This window comes from Streptomyces sp. NPDC002788 (assembly GCF_053592115.1).
The window spans coordinates 299,594-315,628 of the sequence record NZ_JBSFVB010000001.1 but is presented as its reverse complement, the minus strand read 5'-3'; the positions used below and the strand labels follow the sequence as shown (position 1 = coordinate 315,628).

The 16,035-nt window shown below is 71.8% G+C and carries 11 protein-coding genes and 1 pseudogene; 7 read left to right on the top strand and 5 right to left on the bottom strand.

The features are described from left to right. The first annotated feature begins 13 nt into the window (after positions 1-13). The 3 genes and pseudogenes from ACWD1U_RS01405 (at position 14) to ACWD1U_RS01395 (ending at position 2,472) form a co-directional block, all read left to right on the top strand. Entirely contained in the window at positions 14-1,666 is a 1,653-nt protein-coding gene (locus ACWD1U_RS01405) for a glycoside hydrolase family 13 protein (protein ID WP_451103612.1), read from the top strand. 15 nt (positions 1,667-1,681) lie between these two features. Beyond that, a pseudogene (locus ACWD1U_RS01400) lies at positions 1,682-1,954 on the top strand (helix-turn-helix domain-containing protein); the annotation flags it as partial. 62 nt (positions 1,955-2,016) lie between these two features. After that, on the top strand, positions 2,017-2,472 hold the full coding sequence (locus tag ACWD1U_RS01395) for a VOC family protein (protein ID WP_451103611.1): 456 nt from the start codon (positions 2,017-2,019) through the stop codon (positions 2,470-2,472). An 8-nt stretch (positions 2,473-2,480) separates the two neighbouring features. Here ACWD1U_RS01395 and ACWD1U_RS01390 read toward each other — a convergent pair whose 3' ends face one another. Further along, complete coding sequence (locus ACWD1U_RS01390; protein ID WP_451103958.1) at positions 2,481-4,010, bottom strand: MFS transporter; 1,530 nt, start codon at positions 4,008-4,010, stop codon at positions 2,481-2,483. A 345-nt stretch (positions 4,011-4,355) separates the two neighbouring features. On the opposite strand from ACWD1U_RS01390, the gene ACWD1U_RS01385 reads away from it, so the two are divergent. Beyond that, entirely contained in the window at positions 4,356-5,912 is a 1,557-nt protein-coding gene (locus ACWD1U_RS01385) for a Re/Si-specific NAD(P)(+) transhydrogenase subunit alpha (RefSeq protein WP_451103610.1), read from the top strand. 6 nt (positions 5,913-5,918) lie between these two features. Beyond that, on the top strand, positions 5,919-7,352 hold the full coding sequence (gene pntB, locus ACWD1U_RS01380) for a Re/Si-specific NAD(P)(+) transhydrogenase subunit beta (protein ID WP_451103609.1): 1,434 nt from the start codon (positions 5,919-5,921) through the stop codon (positions 7,350-7,352). A gap of 130 nt (positions 7,353-7,482) precedes the next feature. Here the strand turns inward: pntB and argG are convergent, their stop codons facing one another. The 4 genes from argG to ACWD1U_RS01360 form a co-directional block, all read right to left on the bottom strand. Continuing rightward, on the bottom strand, positions 7,483-8,937 hold the full coding sequence (gene argG / locus ACWD1U_RS01375) for an argininosuccinate synthase (RefSeq protein ID WP_451103608.1): 1,455 nt from the start codon (positions 8,935-8,937) through the stop codon (positions 7,483-7,485). A 78-nt stretch (positions 8,938-9,015) separates the two neighbouring features. Further along, entirely contained in the window at positions 9,016-10,008 is a 993-nt protein-coding gene (gene meaB / locus ACWD1U_RS01370; protein ID WP_451103607.1) for a methylmalonyl Co-A mutase-associated GTPase MeaB, read from the bottom strand. Then, on the bottom strand, positions 10,005-12,197 hold the full coding sequence (scpA, locus tag ACWD1U_RS01365) for a methylmalonyl-CoA mutase (RefSeq protein WP_451103606.1): 2,193 nt from the start codon (positions 12,195-12,197) through the stop codon (positions 10,005-10,007). Before scpA ends, meaB begins: the two co-directional genes overlap by 4 nt. Next, entirely contained in the window at positions 12,197-14,005 is a 1,809-nt protein-coding gene (locus tag ACWD1U_RS01360; protein ID WP_451103605.1) for a methylmalonyl-CoA mutase family protein, read from the bottom strand. The genes scpA and ACWD1U_RS01360 overlap by 1 nt, the downstream gene beginning before the upstream one ends. Positions 14,006-14,477: 472 nt before the next feature. Between ACWD1U_RS01360 and ACWD1U_RS01355 the strand changes: the two genes are divergently transcribed. Both ACWD1U_RS01355 and ACWD1U_RS01350 read left to right on the top strand, forming a co-directional pair. Further along, on the top strand, positions 14,478-14,933 hold the full coding sequence (locus ACWD1U_RS01355; RefSeq protein ID WP_451103604.1) for a DUF4383 domain-containing protein: 456 nt from the start codon (positions 14,478-14,480) through the stop codon (positions 14,931-14,933). 146 nt (positions 14,934-15,079) lie between these two features. Next, positions 15,080-16,033 carry a Rieske 2Fe-2S domain-containing protein gene (locus ACWD1U_RS01350; RefSeq protein ID WP_451103603.1) on the top strand — a complete coding sequence of 318 codons (954 nt, stop codon included), beginning with the start codon at positions 15,080-15,082 and terminating at the stop codon, positions 16,031-16,033. Positions 16,034-16,035 lie beyond the last annotated feature (2 nt).

Sequence of the window (16,035 nt, the reverse complement as noted above, 5' to 3'; positions counted from 1 at the left end):
TCCGAGGAGTGACATGCCCCGTTCCGCACCCTGGTGGCGCGATGCCGTCATCTACCAGGTCTACATCCGCAGCTTCGCCGACGGCAACGGCGACGGCGTCGGCGACATCGCCGGCCTCCGCTCCCGACTGCCCTATCTGCAGTCCCTGGGCGTGGACGCCATCTGGATCAACCCCTGGTACAAGTCGCCCATGGCCGACCACGGCTACGACGTCGCCGACTTCCGGGACATCGACCCGCTGTTCGGCACGCTCTCCGACGCCGAGCAGCTCATCGAGGAGGCGCACGCACACGGAATACGCGTGATCCCCGACATCGTTCCCAACCACACCTCCGACCGGCACGCCTGGTTCCAGGCGGCGTTGGCGGCCGGACCCGGCAGCCCGGAACGCGAACGCTACGTCTTCCGCCCAGGCCGCGGCCCCGACGGGTCAAAGCCCCCGAACGACTGGGTGTCCTGCTTCGGCGGCCCGGCCTGGACCCGGCTGCCCGACGGCCAGTGGTATCTGCACCTCTTCGCACCCGAGCAGCCCGACCTGAACTGGCAGCACCCGGACGTGCGCGCCGAGTTCGAGTCGATCCTGCGGTTCTGGTTCAGCCGGGGCGTCGACGGCTTCCGCATCGATGTCGCCCATGGCCTGATCAAGCACCCGGAACTGCCCGACCTCCCGCCCCGCGCGGAACCGGCGGTGACGGGCCCGCTCACCCGCCGGGACGAGGTCCGCCCCCACCTCGACCATCCGCACTGGGACCGCGACGAGGTGCACGAGATATACCGCGCCTGGCGCAAGGTCGCCGACGAGTTCCCCGGCGACCGCTCCTTCGTCGCCGAGGCCTGGGCGGACACCCCGGAGCGCCTCGCCGCCTACGTCCGGGCGGACGGCCTGCACACCGCCTTCAACTTCGACTTCCTCATGTGCCGTTGGGACGCCAAGGACCTGCGGGCGGTCATCGACGACTCCCTCGGCATGCTCGGCGCGGTGGGCGCACCGGCCACCTGGGTCCTCTCCAACCACGACGTCATGCGTCACCCCAGCCGCTACGGCCGTACCGCGGCGCGGAGTTGGACGGTCAACGCGCGGTACGAACCCGAAGGCCCGCTCGACCTCGCCCTGGGCACCCGGCGCGCCCGCGCCGCCGCCCTGCTGATGTTCGCCCTGCCCGGGGGCGCCTACGTCTACCAGGGCGAGGAACTGGGGCTGCCCGAGGTCGAGGACCTGCCCGAGTCGGCGCTCCAGGACCCGATCTGGGAACGCTCCGGCCACACCGACCGGGGCCGCGACGGCTGCCGCGTCCCGATCCCCTGGTCCGGCCGGACCGCCCCCTACGGCTTCGGTGCCGGCGCCGTGCCCTGGCTGCCGCAGCCGGACGACTGGGCCGGGCTCAGCGTCGAAACCCAGGCCGGTGACGAGAACTCGATGCTGGAGCTCTACCGCGCCGCCCTGCGCATCCGCCGGGGAAACCCCGCCCTGGGCGACGGCGCCATGACCTGGCTGGACGCTCCCGAGGGGGTGCTGGCGTTCAGCCGTGAGCCCGGCTTCGTGTGCGTGGTCAACCTCTCCACCGAGCCGTACGAGCTGCCCGGACACTCCGCGCTCCTCCTGGCCGGCGGCCCGGTCGAGGACGGTGTGCTGGGGCCGGACCAGGCGGTCTGGCTGGCGGTGTAGACGCTCGCCGACCGGCTCGGTTGGACGTCCAGGCGGCTGGCCCGCCGGTGCACCGAGCAGTTGGGGCTCCCGCCCAAGCGGTATGCGCGGGTGCGGCGCTTCCAGCGGCTGCTGCGCAGGGTGAACGCCGTGCACGGGGCGCCGGACTGGGCCGCACTCGCCGCGGACTGCGGTTACCACGACCAGGCCCATCTGATCCACGAGTTCCGCGCGCTCGCCGGCCTCATCCCGACCGCGTACGCACCGCGCTCACCGCACGAGCGGAACCACGTTCCGCTCGACGGGTGACGAGCCCCCGGGCCGACCGTTTTCTACAATCCACGGGCTCAGGGACCCGCGATCGTGAAGGCATGACGAACGCACGCGGCAAGCCCGCCCTCACCCGGCTCTACGCCCGGCTCGTGGTCTCCGACGGACCCCGCGCGATCGACTTCTACCGGACCGCGCTCGGTGCCGAGGAGATCGAGCGGTACACCGACCCGGAGGGGAGAATCGTGCACGCCATGCTGCGTCTCGGCGGCGGGGTGATCGCGGTCAAGGACGCCGACGACGGCGACCCGGCGCCGCCCTCGCTCGGCGGCAGCCCCGTGATCATGGCCCTCGACGTGACCGACGCCGACGCCGTGGCCGAGGCGATGCTGCGCGGCGGGGCGACGGTGGTGTACCCCGTCGCCGACCAGCCCTACGGACAGCGCGGCGGCCGGCTCGCCGACCCGTTCGGACACCTCTGGATGATCTCCCAGACGATCGAGGACCTGACTCCCGAGGAGACCCAGGAGCGTACGACCGAGAGGTTCACGTCCTGACGCTGCCGTCAGTGGCGCCGGGCGACCGGCTCCTCCACCGGCGCGCTCGCGTTCACCTTGCCGCCGGGGTGGCGCAGCGCGCACAGGAAGGCGATGCCCAGGGCGATGGCCATGCCGTAGAACACCCACTGGTTGGCCTCGGCGAAGTCCATACGGATCGCGGACATCGCCTCCCGGCTCGCCTCGGCGGCTCGGCCCGTGCCGGTGGGCGCCTGGGAGTCGCCGTTGCCGGTGACCGACTCGGTGACGTCGCGGGCGACGGTGTTCGCGTCGCTCGCGGACATGCCCCTGGACTCCAGGGTGTTCGTCACGTTGTCGGTCGTGACGTGCGTCAGGATCGTGCCGTAGACGGCCAGGCCCACGCTCGCCGCGTAGTTGCGCACGGTCTGGGTGATGCCGGTGACCTCGCCGTAGGAGGCGCCGATGGCCCGGTTGACGGCGTCCGTGGAGGCCGGTGCCAGGACGAAGCCGATGCCGGCGCCGGCCAGGGCCGCGTAGGGCCACTGGTCGTGCATGGACAGGTCGGTGAGCTTGTTCGCCCACAGGGCGAAACCGACGCAGCCGACGGCCGTGCCCAGTTTCAGTGCCGGGCGGGCGCCCTGCTTGTCGAGGATCCGGCCGCCCCACTGCGAGGCGATCGCGAAGCCCACGAAGAAGTACAGCAGGAACAGGGCCGCCTGGTTCGGCGAGGCACTCAGGGACACCTGGGCGTACACCGAGGTGAAGAAGAACAGCGGGACGAAGGCGAGCATCGAGAAGAACAGCACCGCCGCGTCCACGGTGAACGCCTTGTCCCGGAAGACCCGCAGGTCGACCAACGGGTGCCGCACCCGACGCTCGTAGCGGACGAACCCGAACAGCACCGCGAGGCCGCCGACGATGCACACCCAGGTCGCCCAGCTGCCCCAGCCCCAGGAGAACGCCTGCTGGAAGCCGAGGACGCTCAGGCCCATGCCGAGCGCGATCAGGGCGGCGCCCGGGACGTCCAGGGTGCCGGACCGCCGGCGGTCGGGGATGTGCGCCACGGCTGTCAGGACCAGCGCCACGATCGCCACGGGGACGTTGACCCAGAACACGGCCCGCCAGGTCCAGCCGGTGAGCCAGCCGCCCAGGAGCGGGCCGATGGCCGTCAGCGCGCCGGTGACGCCGAAGAACAGGGCGAGGGCGCGGCCGCGTCGCTCGACCGGGAACACCGCCACGACCACGGCGAGGGCCGCGGGGAAGAGCAGGGCGGCCCCGAGCCCCTGGGTGGCGCGGAACACGATCAGCCAGGTCTGCGCGACGCTGCCGTCGGGGACGCAGCCGCACAGCACCGACGAGATGACGAACACGAGTGTGCCGATGACGACGATCCGGCGTGGACCGTAGAGGTCGGCCAGGCGCCCGCCCAGGGCGAAGAACGCCGCGAGGGCCAGCAGGTAGGCGTTGACCACCCACTGCATGCCGGAGGACGACAGATCCAGTTCGCGGACGATGTCCGGAGCCGCGATCGACACGATGGTCTGGTCGATGAAGGTCATGGCGACGGCGAACATCATCGCCGCCAGCGCCACAGTCTGCTGCGGCGCGGATCGGGAGGGGGACGCGGTCCCGCGCCCCGGGCGGGTGTCGCTCACAGCCAACAGTCTGCGCCCGCCTCGGGACTGTCGCATCACGAGAGGACTTCAGCCCCAGGCGCCCGCCTCGGGACTGTCGCATCACGAGAGGACTTCAGCCCCAGGCGGCACAGGGATACTCCCGAAACGCGTCTCCCGGCAACCCCTGGGCCGTGTGAGGACGACCTCCCCGGCCATGTGACCACGGCCCGCCGCGGATGCCGCGTCGAACGTGCAGGATGCGGGCACCAAGGAGGACAGACACTCGAACGACGAGAGAGGCAGACGATGGTCCCAGCGGAACCTGAACCCCAGAGGATCGGCATCCCGGCCGAGTCCACTGCGGGCGAGACCAGGGTGGCGGCCACGCCGGCCACCGTGGGGAGACTTGTCGCGCTCGGGTACGACGTGGTGGTCGAACCGGGAGCGGGGGCCTCGTCCCGCTTCTCCGACGCGGCCTACGAGGAGGCGGGGGCACGGCTCGGCGACCCCTGGCAGGCGGAGATCGTGCTCAAGGTGAACGGCCCCTCCGGCGAGGAGATCGGCCGGCTGCGCGACGGGGCGACGCTGATCGCGCTGATCAGCCCCGCCCTCAACCCTGAGCTGGTCGAGGAGCTGGCACGGCGGCCGATCACCGTGCTCGCCATGGACGCCGTGCCGCGCATCTCGCGCGCCCAGTCCCTGGACGTCCTCAGCTCGATGGCGAACATCGCCGGCTACCGGGCCGTGGTCGAGGCGGCGCACGCCTTCGGCCGGTTCTTCACCGGCCAGGTGACCGCCGCCGGCAAGGTGCCGCCCGCCAAGGTGCTGGTGGCCGGTGCCGGTGTGGCCGGGCTCGCGGCGGTCGGCGCGGCCCGCAGCCTCGGCGCCGTCGTCCGCGCCACCGACCCCCGGCCCGAGGTCGCCGAGCAGGTGCGCTCCCTGGGCGGCGAGTTCCTCACGGTGGGCGCCCAGCAGGAGGTGAGCAGCGACGGCTACGCCAAGGCCACCTCGGACGACTACAACCGGCTCGCCGCGCAGTTGTACGCCGAGCAGGCCGCCGACGTCGACATCATCATCACCACCGCGCTCGTCCCGGGCCGCCCGGCGCCGCGGCTGATCACCGCCGAGGACGTGGCGCGCATGAAGCCCGGCAGCGTCATCGTCGACATGGCCGCGGCGCAGGGCGGCAACGTCGAGGGCACGGTCGCCGGGAAGGCCGTCGTCACCGACAACGACGTGACGATCATCGGCTACACCGACCTGCCCGGCCGGCTCCCCGCCCAGGCCTCGCAGCTGTACGGCACCAACCTCGTCAACCTCATGAAGCTGCTCACGCCCGGCAAGGACGGCCGGCTCGTCCTCGACTTCGACGACGTGGTGCAGCGCTCGATGACCGTGGTCCGCGACGGCGAGAAGACCTGGCCGCCGCCCCCGGTCCAGGTGTCCGCCGCACCCGCCCCCGACGGGGCGAAGGAACCCGCCCCGCCCGCCCCGGAGGCACCGGCCAAGCCCGCACGCCCGGCGTGGGCCTCGTACGCCCTCGTCGCCGCCGGAGCGCTCGCGCTGTTCCTGGTGACCGCCTTCTCACCGAGCGAACTCCTCGGCCACTTCACGGTGTTCGTCCTGGCGATCGTCATCGGCTTCTACGTCATCGGCAACGTGCACCACGCGCTGCACACCCCGCTGATGTCGGTCACCAACGCCATCTCCGGCATCGTCGTGGTCGGTGCGCTGCTCCAGATCGGGCACGGGGACACCGCCGTCACCGTGCTGTCGTTCGCCGCGATCCTGCTGGCGAGCATCAACATCTTCGGCGGATTCGCCGTCACCCGCCGCATGCTCGGCATGTTCTCGAAGGGCTGATCAGGGATGACCACAGACACGGCCGCCCAGGCCGCCTACGTCGTCGCCGCGCTGCTGTTCATCCTCAGTCTGGCCGGCCTCTCCCAGCACCGGACCTCGCGCTCGGGAGTCGTCTGGGGCATCGCGGGCATGGTCATCGCCCTGGCCGCCACCGTCGCTCTCGCCTCCCGCGCCGTCACCGCCACCGGGCTCGTGCTGATCGCCGTCGCCACGGCCGTCGGCGCCGGCATCGGCCTGTGGCGCGCCCGGGTCGTCGAGATGACCGGCATGCCCGAGCTGATCGCCATCATGCACAGCCTCGTCGGCCTCGCCGCCGTGTTCGTCGGCTGGAACGGCTACCTCGACGTCGACGCCGAGCTCTCCGGTTCGTTGCTGGGCATCCATCACGCCGAGGTGTTCATCGGGGTGTTCATCGGCGCCGTCACTTTCACGGGTTCCGTCGTCGCTTACCTGAAGCTCTCGGCGCGCATCGACTCCCGCCCGCTGACGCTGCCCGGCAAGCACGTCCTGAACATCGGTGCCCTGGTCGCCTTCGTCGGGCTCACCATCGCTTTCGTGGCACGCCCGAACATGGGCCTGCTCATCACGGTCACCGTGATCGCCCTCGCCCTCGGCGCGCACCTGGTCGCCTCGATCGGCGGCGGTGACATGCCGGTGGTCGTCTCCATGCTCAACAGCTACTCCGGCTGGGCCGCGGCGGCCTCGGGCTTCCTGCTCGCGAACAACCTGCTCATCGTCACCGGCGCGCTGGTCGGCTCCTCCGGTGCCTACCTGTCCTACATCATGTGCAAGGCGATGAACCGCTCCTTCCTCTCGGTGATCGCGGGCGGCTTCGGCACCCCTGCCGCGGCGGCCCACGACGGCGAGCACGGGGAGCACCGGGAGATCAGCGCCGAGGAGACCGCGGAACTCCTGCGCGACGCCTCCTCCGTGATCATCACACCCGGCTACGGCATGGCCGTCGCCCAGGCTCAGTACCCGGTCGCCGAGCTGGCGCGCAAGCTGCGCGAGCGGGGCGTCGAGGTGCGCTTCGGCATCCACCCGGTCGCCGGCCGGCTGCCCGGCCACATGAACGTGCTGCTCGCCGAAGCGAACGTGCCGTACGACATCGTCCTGGAGATGGACGAGATCAACGACGACTTCGCCAACACCTCGGTCGTCCTGGTCATCGGCGCCAACGACACCGTCAACCCGGCCGCCACCGACGATCCGGCCAGCCCCATCGCGGGCATGCCGGTGCTGCACGTGTGGGAGGCGGCCCACGTGATCGTCTTCAAGCGGTCCATGGCCGCCGGTTACGCGGGGGTGCAGAACCCGCTGTTCTTCCGCGAGAACACCCAGATGCTCTTCGGCGACGCCAGGCAGCGGGTGGAGGACATCCTGCGCGGCCTCGACGCCCTCGACGCACAGGTCCCGGAGATGGCCGGCACGTCGCGGTGAGCGCGCTGCCCCGCCGGGGCGGGCCGGCGGGGCACGGGCGGAACCGGCCGAGATCGTGGGCACCCCGAGAGCGACTGAGGCCGGCCCGGCACGCATGGTGCCGGGCCCGCCTCACGTCAACGTCGAAGGGTCAGTCCGTGCCCGAATCCATCGCCGCGCGGTCCAGCCAGGCGTCTTCCTCCGAGACCTCGCCACGGGAGGCGATGGCCTGGGCGCCGCCCTGCGGCAGCTCCGGCATGGTGCCGATCAAACCCGTCGCGGCCGCCTGGGAGGCGCCGATGGTGGGGCTGCCGGTGCCGATCAGGCCGATGCCGGCGTACTGCTCCAGCTTGGCGCGGGAGTCGGCGATGTCGAGGTTGCGCATGGTGAGCTGGCCGATCCGGTCCACCGGGCCGAACGCGGAGTCCTCGGTGCGCTCCATGGACAGCTTGTCCGGGTGGTAGCTGAACGCCGGGCCCGTGGTGTCGAGGATCGAGTAGTCCTCGCCGCGCCGCAGCCGCAGCGTCACCTCGCCGGTGACGGCCGCGCCGACCCAGCGCTGCAGCGACTCGCGGATCATGAGCGCCTGCGGGTCCAGCCACCGGCCCTCGTACATCAGCCGGCCGAGGCGCCGGCCCTCGGTGTGGTACTGGGCGAGGGTGTCCTCGTTGTGGATCGCGTTGACCAGCCGCTCGTACGCGGCGTGCAGCAGGGCCATGCCCGGGGCCTCGTAGATGCCGCGGCTCTTGGCCTCGATGATCCGGTTCTCGATCTGGTCCGACATGCCGAGACCGTGCCGACCGCCGATGGCGTTGGCCTCCATGACCAGGTCGACGGCGGAGGGGAACTCCTTGCCGTTGATCGACACCGGGCGGCCCTGGTCGAAGCCGATCGTCACGTCCTCGGCGGCGATCTCGACCTCGGGGTCCCAGAACTTCACGCCCATGATGGGCTCGACGGTCTCGACGCCGGTGTCCAGGTGCTCCAGGGTCTTGGCCTCGTGCGTGGCGCCCCAGATGTTGGCGTCGGTCGAGTACGCCTTCTCCGTGCTGTCGCGGTAGGGCAGCCCGTGGGCGAGCAGCCACTCCGACATCTCCTTGCGGCCGCCGAGCTCGGTCACGAACGCCGCGTCCAGCCAGGGCTTGTAGATCCTGAGGTGCGGGTTGGCGAGCAGGCCGTAGCGGTAGAACCGCTCGATGTCGTTGCCCTTGAAGGTCGAGCCGTCGCCCCAGATCTGGACGTCGTCCTCGAGCATCGCCCGGACCAGCAGCGTGCCCGTGACGGCGCGGCCGAGCGGGGTGGTGTTGAAGTACGCCCGCCCGCCCGAGCGGATGTGGAACGCCCCGCAGGTCAGCGCGGCCAGGCCCTCCTCGACCAGCGCCGCACGGCAGTCGACCAGCCGCGCGATCTCGGCACCGTAGGTCTTGGCACGGCCGGGCACCGAGGCGATGTCGGGCTCGTCGTACTGGCCGATGTCGGCGGTGTAGGTGCACGGGACGGCGCCCTTGTCGCGCATCCACGCGACCGCGACGGAGGTGTCGAGACCGCCCGAGAAGGCGATGCCGACGCGCTCGCCGGCGGGCAGGGAGGTGAGGACCTTGGACATAGAAAGAGTATGTATCACTTTGCATATTCATGCAAGCCCGCTGTGCGGAATCGCTCCCCGTGAGGGTTCCGGCACTGCTCAGGAACTCTCCGCCGCGGAACTCCCGAGTGCCCCCAGAATCCGCTCCGCGGCCAGCGTCGGGGTCAACTCGCCCTCCCGGACCCGCTGTTCGAGCACCGGTGCCAGTGCCCGTACCGCCGGGTCGGCGCGCAGGCGGCCGAGGAGCTCCTCGCGGACCATGGTCCAGGTCCAGTCGACCTGCTGATCGCGGCGCTTGGCGGTGAGGCGGCCGGTGGAGTCCAGCAGGGTGCGGTGCTGCTCCAGGCGCTCCCACACCGTGTCCAGGCCCGACGACTCGCGGGCGCTGCAGCTCAGCACGGGCGGCGTCCAGAACGCGTCCTTGCCGTGCATCAGCCGCAGCGCGCCCGCCAGTTCCCGTGCGGCGGCCCGGGCGTCACGCTCGTGCGGTCCGTCCGCCTTGTTGACGGCGATCACGTCGGCCAGCTCCAGGACGCCCTTCTTGATGCCCTGGAGCTGGTCGCCCGTGCGGGCGAGGGTGAGCAGCAGGAAGGAGTCGACCATGTTCGCGACGGCGGTCTCGGACTGGCCGACGCCGACCGTCTCGACCAGGATCACGTCGTAGCCGGCCGCCTCCATCACCACGATCGACTCACGGGTGGCCTTGGCGACCCCGCCGAGCGTGCCCGCGGTGGGGGAGGGGCGCACGAACGCCGCCGGGTCCACAGCCAGGCGTTCCATCCGGGTCTTGTCACCCAGGATCGAGCCGCCCGTACGGCTGGAGGACGGGTCGACGGCCAGCACCGCCACCCGGTGCCCGAGCGAGGTCAGCAGCGTGCCGAACGCGTCGATGAACGTCGACTTGCCCACACCGGGCACCCCGCTGACCCCGATCCGCCTGGCCCGGCCGCTGTGCGGCAGCAGCGCGGTCAGCAACTCCTGGGCCGGCGCACGGTGCTGGGGCCGGGTGGACTCGACGAGTGTGATGGCGCGGGCGATGATCGCCCGCTTCCCGTCGAGCACGCCCTTCACATACGCGTCGACATCGATCACAGCTCGTGCCCGAGGCCGTCCGACAGTCGCTTCACCAGGTCGTACGCCGCGTCCGGGATCACCGTCCCGGGCGGGAAGACGGCCGTCGCGCCCATGTCCAGCAGCGTGGGCACGTCCTGCGGCGGGATCACTCCGCCGACCACGATCATGATGTCCTCGCGCCCCTCCTCGGCCAGCGCCTCGCGCAGCGCCGGTACGAGGGTGAGGTGACCGGCCGCCAGCGAGGAGACGCCGACGATGTGCACGTCCGCCTCGACGGCCTGCCGGGCCACCTCGGCCGGAGTCTGGAACAGCGGGCCGACATCCACGTCGAAGCCGAGGTCGGCGAAGGCGGTCGCGATCACCTTCTGACCGCGGTCATGGCCGTCCTGGCCCATCTTCGCCACCAGGATGCGCGGCCGGCGGCCCTCGGCCTCCTCGAAGGCCGACACCAGCGTGCGGGTGCGGTCCACGCTCGGGGACTCTCCGGTTTCGTTGCGGTACACGCCGGAGATCGTACGGATCTGCCCCGCGTGCCGGCCGTACACCTTCTCCAGGGCATCGGAGATCTCGCCGACCGTGGCCTTGGCCCGGGCCGCGTGCACCGCCAGCTCCAGCAGGTTGCCCGCACCGCCGGCGGCCCGGGTCAGCGCGTCCAGCGCGTCCCGGCAGGCCGTCTCGTCCCGCTCCGCCCGCAGCCGTCGCAGCTTCTCGATCTGCTGGGCGCGTACGGAGGAGTTGTCGACCGTCAGGACGTCGATCTTCTCGTCGGTCTCGACGCGGTACTTGTTGACGCCGATGACCGGCTGGCGGCCGGAGTCGATCCGGGCCTGCGTGCGGGCCGCGGCCTCCTCGATGCGCAGCTTGGGGATGCCCGCGTCGATGGCCTTGGCCATGCCGCCCGCGGCCTCGACCTCCTGGATGTGCTGCCAGGCCCGCCGGGCGAGGTCGTACGTCAGCTTCTCCACGTACGCGCTGCCGCCCCACGGGTCGATCACGCGGGTCGTGCCGGACTCCTGCTGGAGCAGCAGCTGCGTGTTGCGGGCGATACGGGCGGAGAAGTCGGTGGGCAGGGCGAGCGCCTCGTCGAGGGCGTTGGTGTGCAGCGACTGCGTGTGCCCCTGCGTCGCCGCCATCGCCTCGACGCAGGTGCGCGTCACGTTGTTGAACACGTCCTGCGCGGTGAGCGACCAGCCCGAGGTCTGCGAATGGGTGCGCAGAGAGAGGGACTTGGCGTTCTTCGGGTCGAACTGCCGCACCAGCTTCGCCCACAGCAGGCGCGCCGCCCGCAGTTTGGCGACCTCCATGAAGAAGTTCATGCCGATCGCCCAGAAGAACGACAGCCGGGGCGCGAACGCGTCCACGTCCAGGCCCGCCTCACGACCCGCGCGGAGGTACTCCACGCCGTCCGCGAGCGTGTACGCCAGCTCCAGGTCGGCCGTCGCGCCCGCCTCCTGGATGTGGTAGCCGGAGATGGAGATGGAGTTGTAGCGGGGCATCCGCTGCGAGGTGAAGGCGAAGATGTCGGAGATGATCCGCATCGACGGCTTCGGCGGATAGATGTAGGTGTTGCGGACCATGAACTCCTTGAGGATGTCGTTCTGGATGGTCCCGGCCAGCTTCTCGGGCGGCACGCCCTGCTCCTCGGCGGCGACGATGTACAGCGCCAGCACCGGCAGCACGGCACCGTTCATCGTCATCGACACCGTCATCTCGTCCAACGGGATCCCGTCGAACAGCTGCCGCATGTCGTAGATCGAGTCGATGGCCACGCCTGCCATGCCGACGTCACCGGTCACCCGGGGGTGGTCGCTGTCGTAGCCGCGGTGCGTGGGCAGGTCGAAGGCGATCGACAGGCCCTTCTGCCCGGCCGCGAGGTTGCGCCGGTAGAAGGCGTTGGACTCCTCGGCGGTGGAGAACCCGGCGTACTGGCGGATCGTCCAGGGCTGGTTGACGTACATCGTCGGGTACGGGCCGCGCAGGTACGGCGCCGCGCCCGGGTACGTGTCCAGGAAGTCCAGGCCCTCCAGGTCACGGCCGGTGTACAGCGGCTTGACCGCGATGCCCTCCGGGGTCTCCCACAGCAGGTCGTCGCCGCCGGAGGCGTTCTTGAGCGCCGCGCGCCACTCGTCGGGCGTGCCGTCGGCGGCCGGGGTGCCCAGCTCGATCCCGGAGAAGTCGGGGACGGAAGGGCCGGTCGGGGCGGTCATCAGGACACTCCCATGCGGTCGAGGGTCGCGGACAGCACGGCCACCGCGTCGCACCCCGCGAAGACGTACGCGTCGACACCGGGGTGGTCCCCGGGCCGCCCGGCGAGGAACACGTGCGAGGCGCCGGCCGACCGCAGTTCGGCGGCCACCTGTGCCGCCCGTTCCTCGTACAGGGCGTCACTGGAGCACAACACGGCCTCCCTCGCGCCGCTCTCCTCGAAGGTGCCCTCGGCGACCGGCTCGATGCCGCCCGCCTGGAAGAGGTTCGAGGCGAAGGTGAGGCGTGCGGTGTGGGCGGCGGCCGGGCCGAGCGCGGCGAGGTAGATCCGCGGTCGGGAGCCGGTCACGGCGAGGTGTGCGTCGGAGCGTGCGCGCAGCGCCTCGTACGCCTCGTCGCGGCGCACGCGCGGCAGACCGCCGGAGGGCTGCTCGGGTGCGCTCGGGCGGACGACCGGCTTCTCCGCGAGGAACGGGAACTCGCTGACACCGGTGATGGGTTCGCGCCGCTTGGCGAGCTTGCCGCTGCGTGCCTGCCAGGTGTCGGCGAGGTCCCGCGCGAGGACCCCCGAACCCAGGGCGGCAGCCATGCCGCCGAGCCGCTCGATCCGCTGGAAGAACTCCCAGCCCGCGTGGGCGAGTTCGTCGGTGAGCCGCTCCACGTACCAGGAGCCGCCCGCCGGGTCGACGACCCGGGCCAGATGCGACTCCTCGATGAGGATCGTCGAGGTGTTGCGGGCGATGCGGCGCGCGAACGCGTCCGGCAGGCCCAGGGCGTGGTCGAAGGGCAGCACGGTGACGGAGTCGGCCCCGCCCGCTCCGGCCGCCAGCGTGGCGATCGTCGTGCGCAGCATGTTCACCCACGGGTCGCGACGCGTCATCATCACCGGTGACGTCACGACGTGCTGGAGCTGCGCCCCCGCGCGGGGAGCGCCGCAGACCTCGGCCACCCTCGCCCACAGCCGGCGCGCGGCCCGCAGCTTGGCGATCGTCAGGAACTGGTCGGCGGTCGCCGCGTACCGGAACTCCAGTTGCGCACAGGCCTGTTCGACGCTCAGCCCGGCCCCGGTGAGGTCTCGCAGATACGCCACCGCGGTGGCCAGCGAGGAGCCCAGCTCCTGGGCGGCGGATCCACCGGCCTCGTGGTACGGCAGCGCGTCCACGGTCAGCGCCCGCAGCCCCGGGTACTCCTCGGCGCACAGGCGGGCGAGTTCCGCCGGCGCCACGTCCTCACCCCGCTGCCCGGTACGGGCCTGGTGACCGAGCGGGTCCGCGCCCAGATTGCCGCGTGCCGCCTCCCGGGCGACGCCCCGCTCCTCGTACAGCCGCAGCAACTCCCGTGCGGCGAGCTCGACATCACCCCCCGCGTCGAGGACGACGGGGGCCAGATCGAGGTGGACGCCGTCGAGGACCCGGCCGAGCTCCGGCACCGGAATGCCCTCTTCGCCCACCGTCAGCCAGAGCGAGGTGACGCCGTTCTCCAGGTCCGTGAGCAGCGCGTCGCGGTCGGCCGCCGAGTGCCGCTGCCGTACGTCCCAGCCGCCGACCGTGTTCCCCTCGGCACGGCTGCCCCGCACAAAGGGGGCGAACCCGGGAAGACCCGGTTCGGGCGCGGAGTCGCGGGAGGTGTACAGAGGGCGGGTGCGCAACCCGTCCTCCAACGCGGTGGACAGGGCTTCCTCGGCCTCGGCGCCCTCGACGTCCTTGCCCGACTTGCGCAGCACACCCGCCACAAGGCGCTGCCACTGCTCATGGGGCACGTCAGGGAACTCACCGGCCAGCTCAAGCCCGTCGTCAGGCAGGACCGTCATGCTCGGATGCTAGGTCACGGACACGAACGAGCAGCAGAGGGCACGGCTGTGACCTTGCCCTCGCCTCGACTGTGACCTCGCTCTCCACCCTTCGGGAAGCCACCTCGACCGCCGCCGCCATCGCCGGGCCGGTGCCGCCGCACGACGCGCGGGTGCGCGGTCAATGCCGGCCCGGGCACGAGACGGCCGGCCCGGCAGACGTGAGGAGGGTACGGGATGCGCCCGCGGAACCACGTGGTGGTGGCCAGGGCGCACAGCACGGACGGACCACGGCGGAGGCCTTCGCCCGCAAGGGCTGCGCCGTGGCGCCGGCCGCGCGGCGCGAGGAGGCGCTGGTGGCGGCGGCCCGGTCCGCCGGGGGCGGCCCCGACACTGCCCGAGCCCCAGGGACGATGGCCGCCACGGAATGGGGGTACTCGCCGCGCACCGGGCGCTCACCCGGATGCGCCCCTCCGCACCGGAAGGCACCACGATGAGCACACCCACCCACACGACGAGAGGTGCCCGTACCCCGGTCCAGCAGGCTGCGCTGCTGGTGGGAGCGGTGTTCCTGCTGGTCGGAATCCTGGGCTTCATCCCGGGGGTCACCACCGACTACGACACCATGGAGTTCGCCACGCACGACTCCGGCGCCGAACTGCTCGGTATCTTCCAGATCTCCATCCTGCACAACCTCGTCCACCTCGCGTTCGGCGTGGCGGGCCTGGCCATGTCCCGTACCGCGTCGGCCGCCCGCACCTATCTGCTGGCCGGCGGCGCCATCTACCTGGTCCTGTGGCTGTACGGCCTGATTGTCGGCCATGACAGCGACGCCAACTTCGTACCGCTGAACACGGCCGACGACTGGCTGCACTTCGTCCTCGGCATCGGCATGATCGCCCTGGGCGCCCTGCTCACCCGTCGCCCGGCCGCCTCCCGGAGGATGTGACCGATCCGCCGCATCCCCGTACCGCTGGTGATGCCCGAGCGCCACCTCGGCGGAGAGGGCCATCGACCCGGCCGGACGGCTGACTCTGGACCGCCGCCCGTGCGCAGCTCCGTTTGCCGTCCCGGCCGGTGGGGACCCGGCCGGACATGAGCGCAACGCGACGCCGCCGCTTGCTGCGGCAGAACCGGGTCCTGTGGCTGCTGGACCGCCTGGAGCGCGAGCCCAGGGCCGACGCGGTGATCGACACGCTCCGCAAGGGCGTGCGGGCCCTGCCGCTGGGCCGCGGCCGGGACCTCCTGCACGGCCGCTGGCTGGGGCACCCGGTGCACCCGCTGATGGTGCAGGTGCCGATCGGGAGCTGGATGTCGGCGGCGGTCCTCGACATGCGGCCCGGCCGTTCCCGCGAGTCACGGCTGCTGGTCGGCGTGGGGCTCGGCGCCGCCGCTCCCTCGGCTTTGGCGGGCTGGGCCGACTGGGCGGAGCTGCACCCCCAGCAGCAGCGCGTCGGCCTGGTGCACGCCCTGTGCAACACGGCGGCGGTCAGCCTGTACGCCGCCTCGCTCGCCTGCCGCGTCAAGGGACGCGAGACGGCGGGCCGGGCCTACGGCTTCCTCGGCCTGACGGCGGTCGGAGTCGGCGGCATGCTGGGCGGCCACCTGGCCTACCGGCAGGCCTCGGGCGCCAACCACGCCGAAGAGGTGCCGCACGTCGTCTCGGAGGGCTGGCACCGGATCGGGACGGTGGGCGAGTTCCCGGCCGGTGAGCCGGTGCGGCGCAGCGTGGACGACGTGCCGGTGCTGGTGGTGCGTGAGACCGGCGGGGAGATCCACGCGCTGGCCGAACGGTGCAGCCACCTCGCGGGACCGCTCGCCGAGGGCACCGTCACCGACGGCTGCGTGCGGTGCCCGTGGCACGGCAGCGTCTTCCGCCTCTCCGACGGCTGGAACGTACGCGGCCCCGCCACCTCCCCCCAGCCTTCCTTCGAGACCCGGATCACCGACGGCCGGGTCGAGGTGCGCCTGCGCCACCAGGACGGGGGACAGCGTGCGGATCAGCACCCGGAACCGGCCGGGCAGGGAAAGCGGAGCGCGAACGGATAATG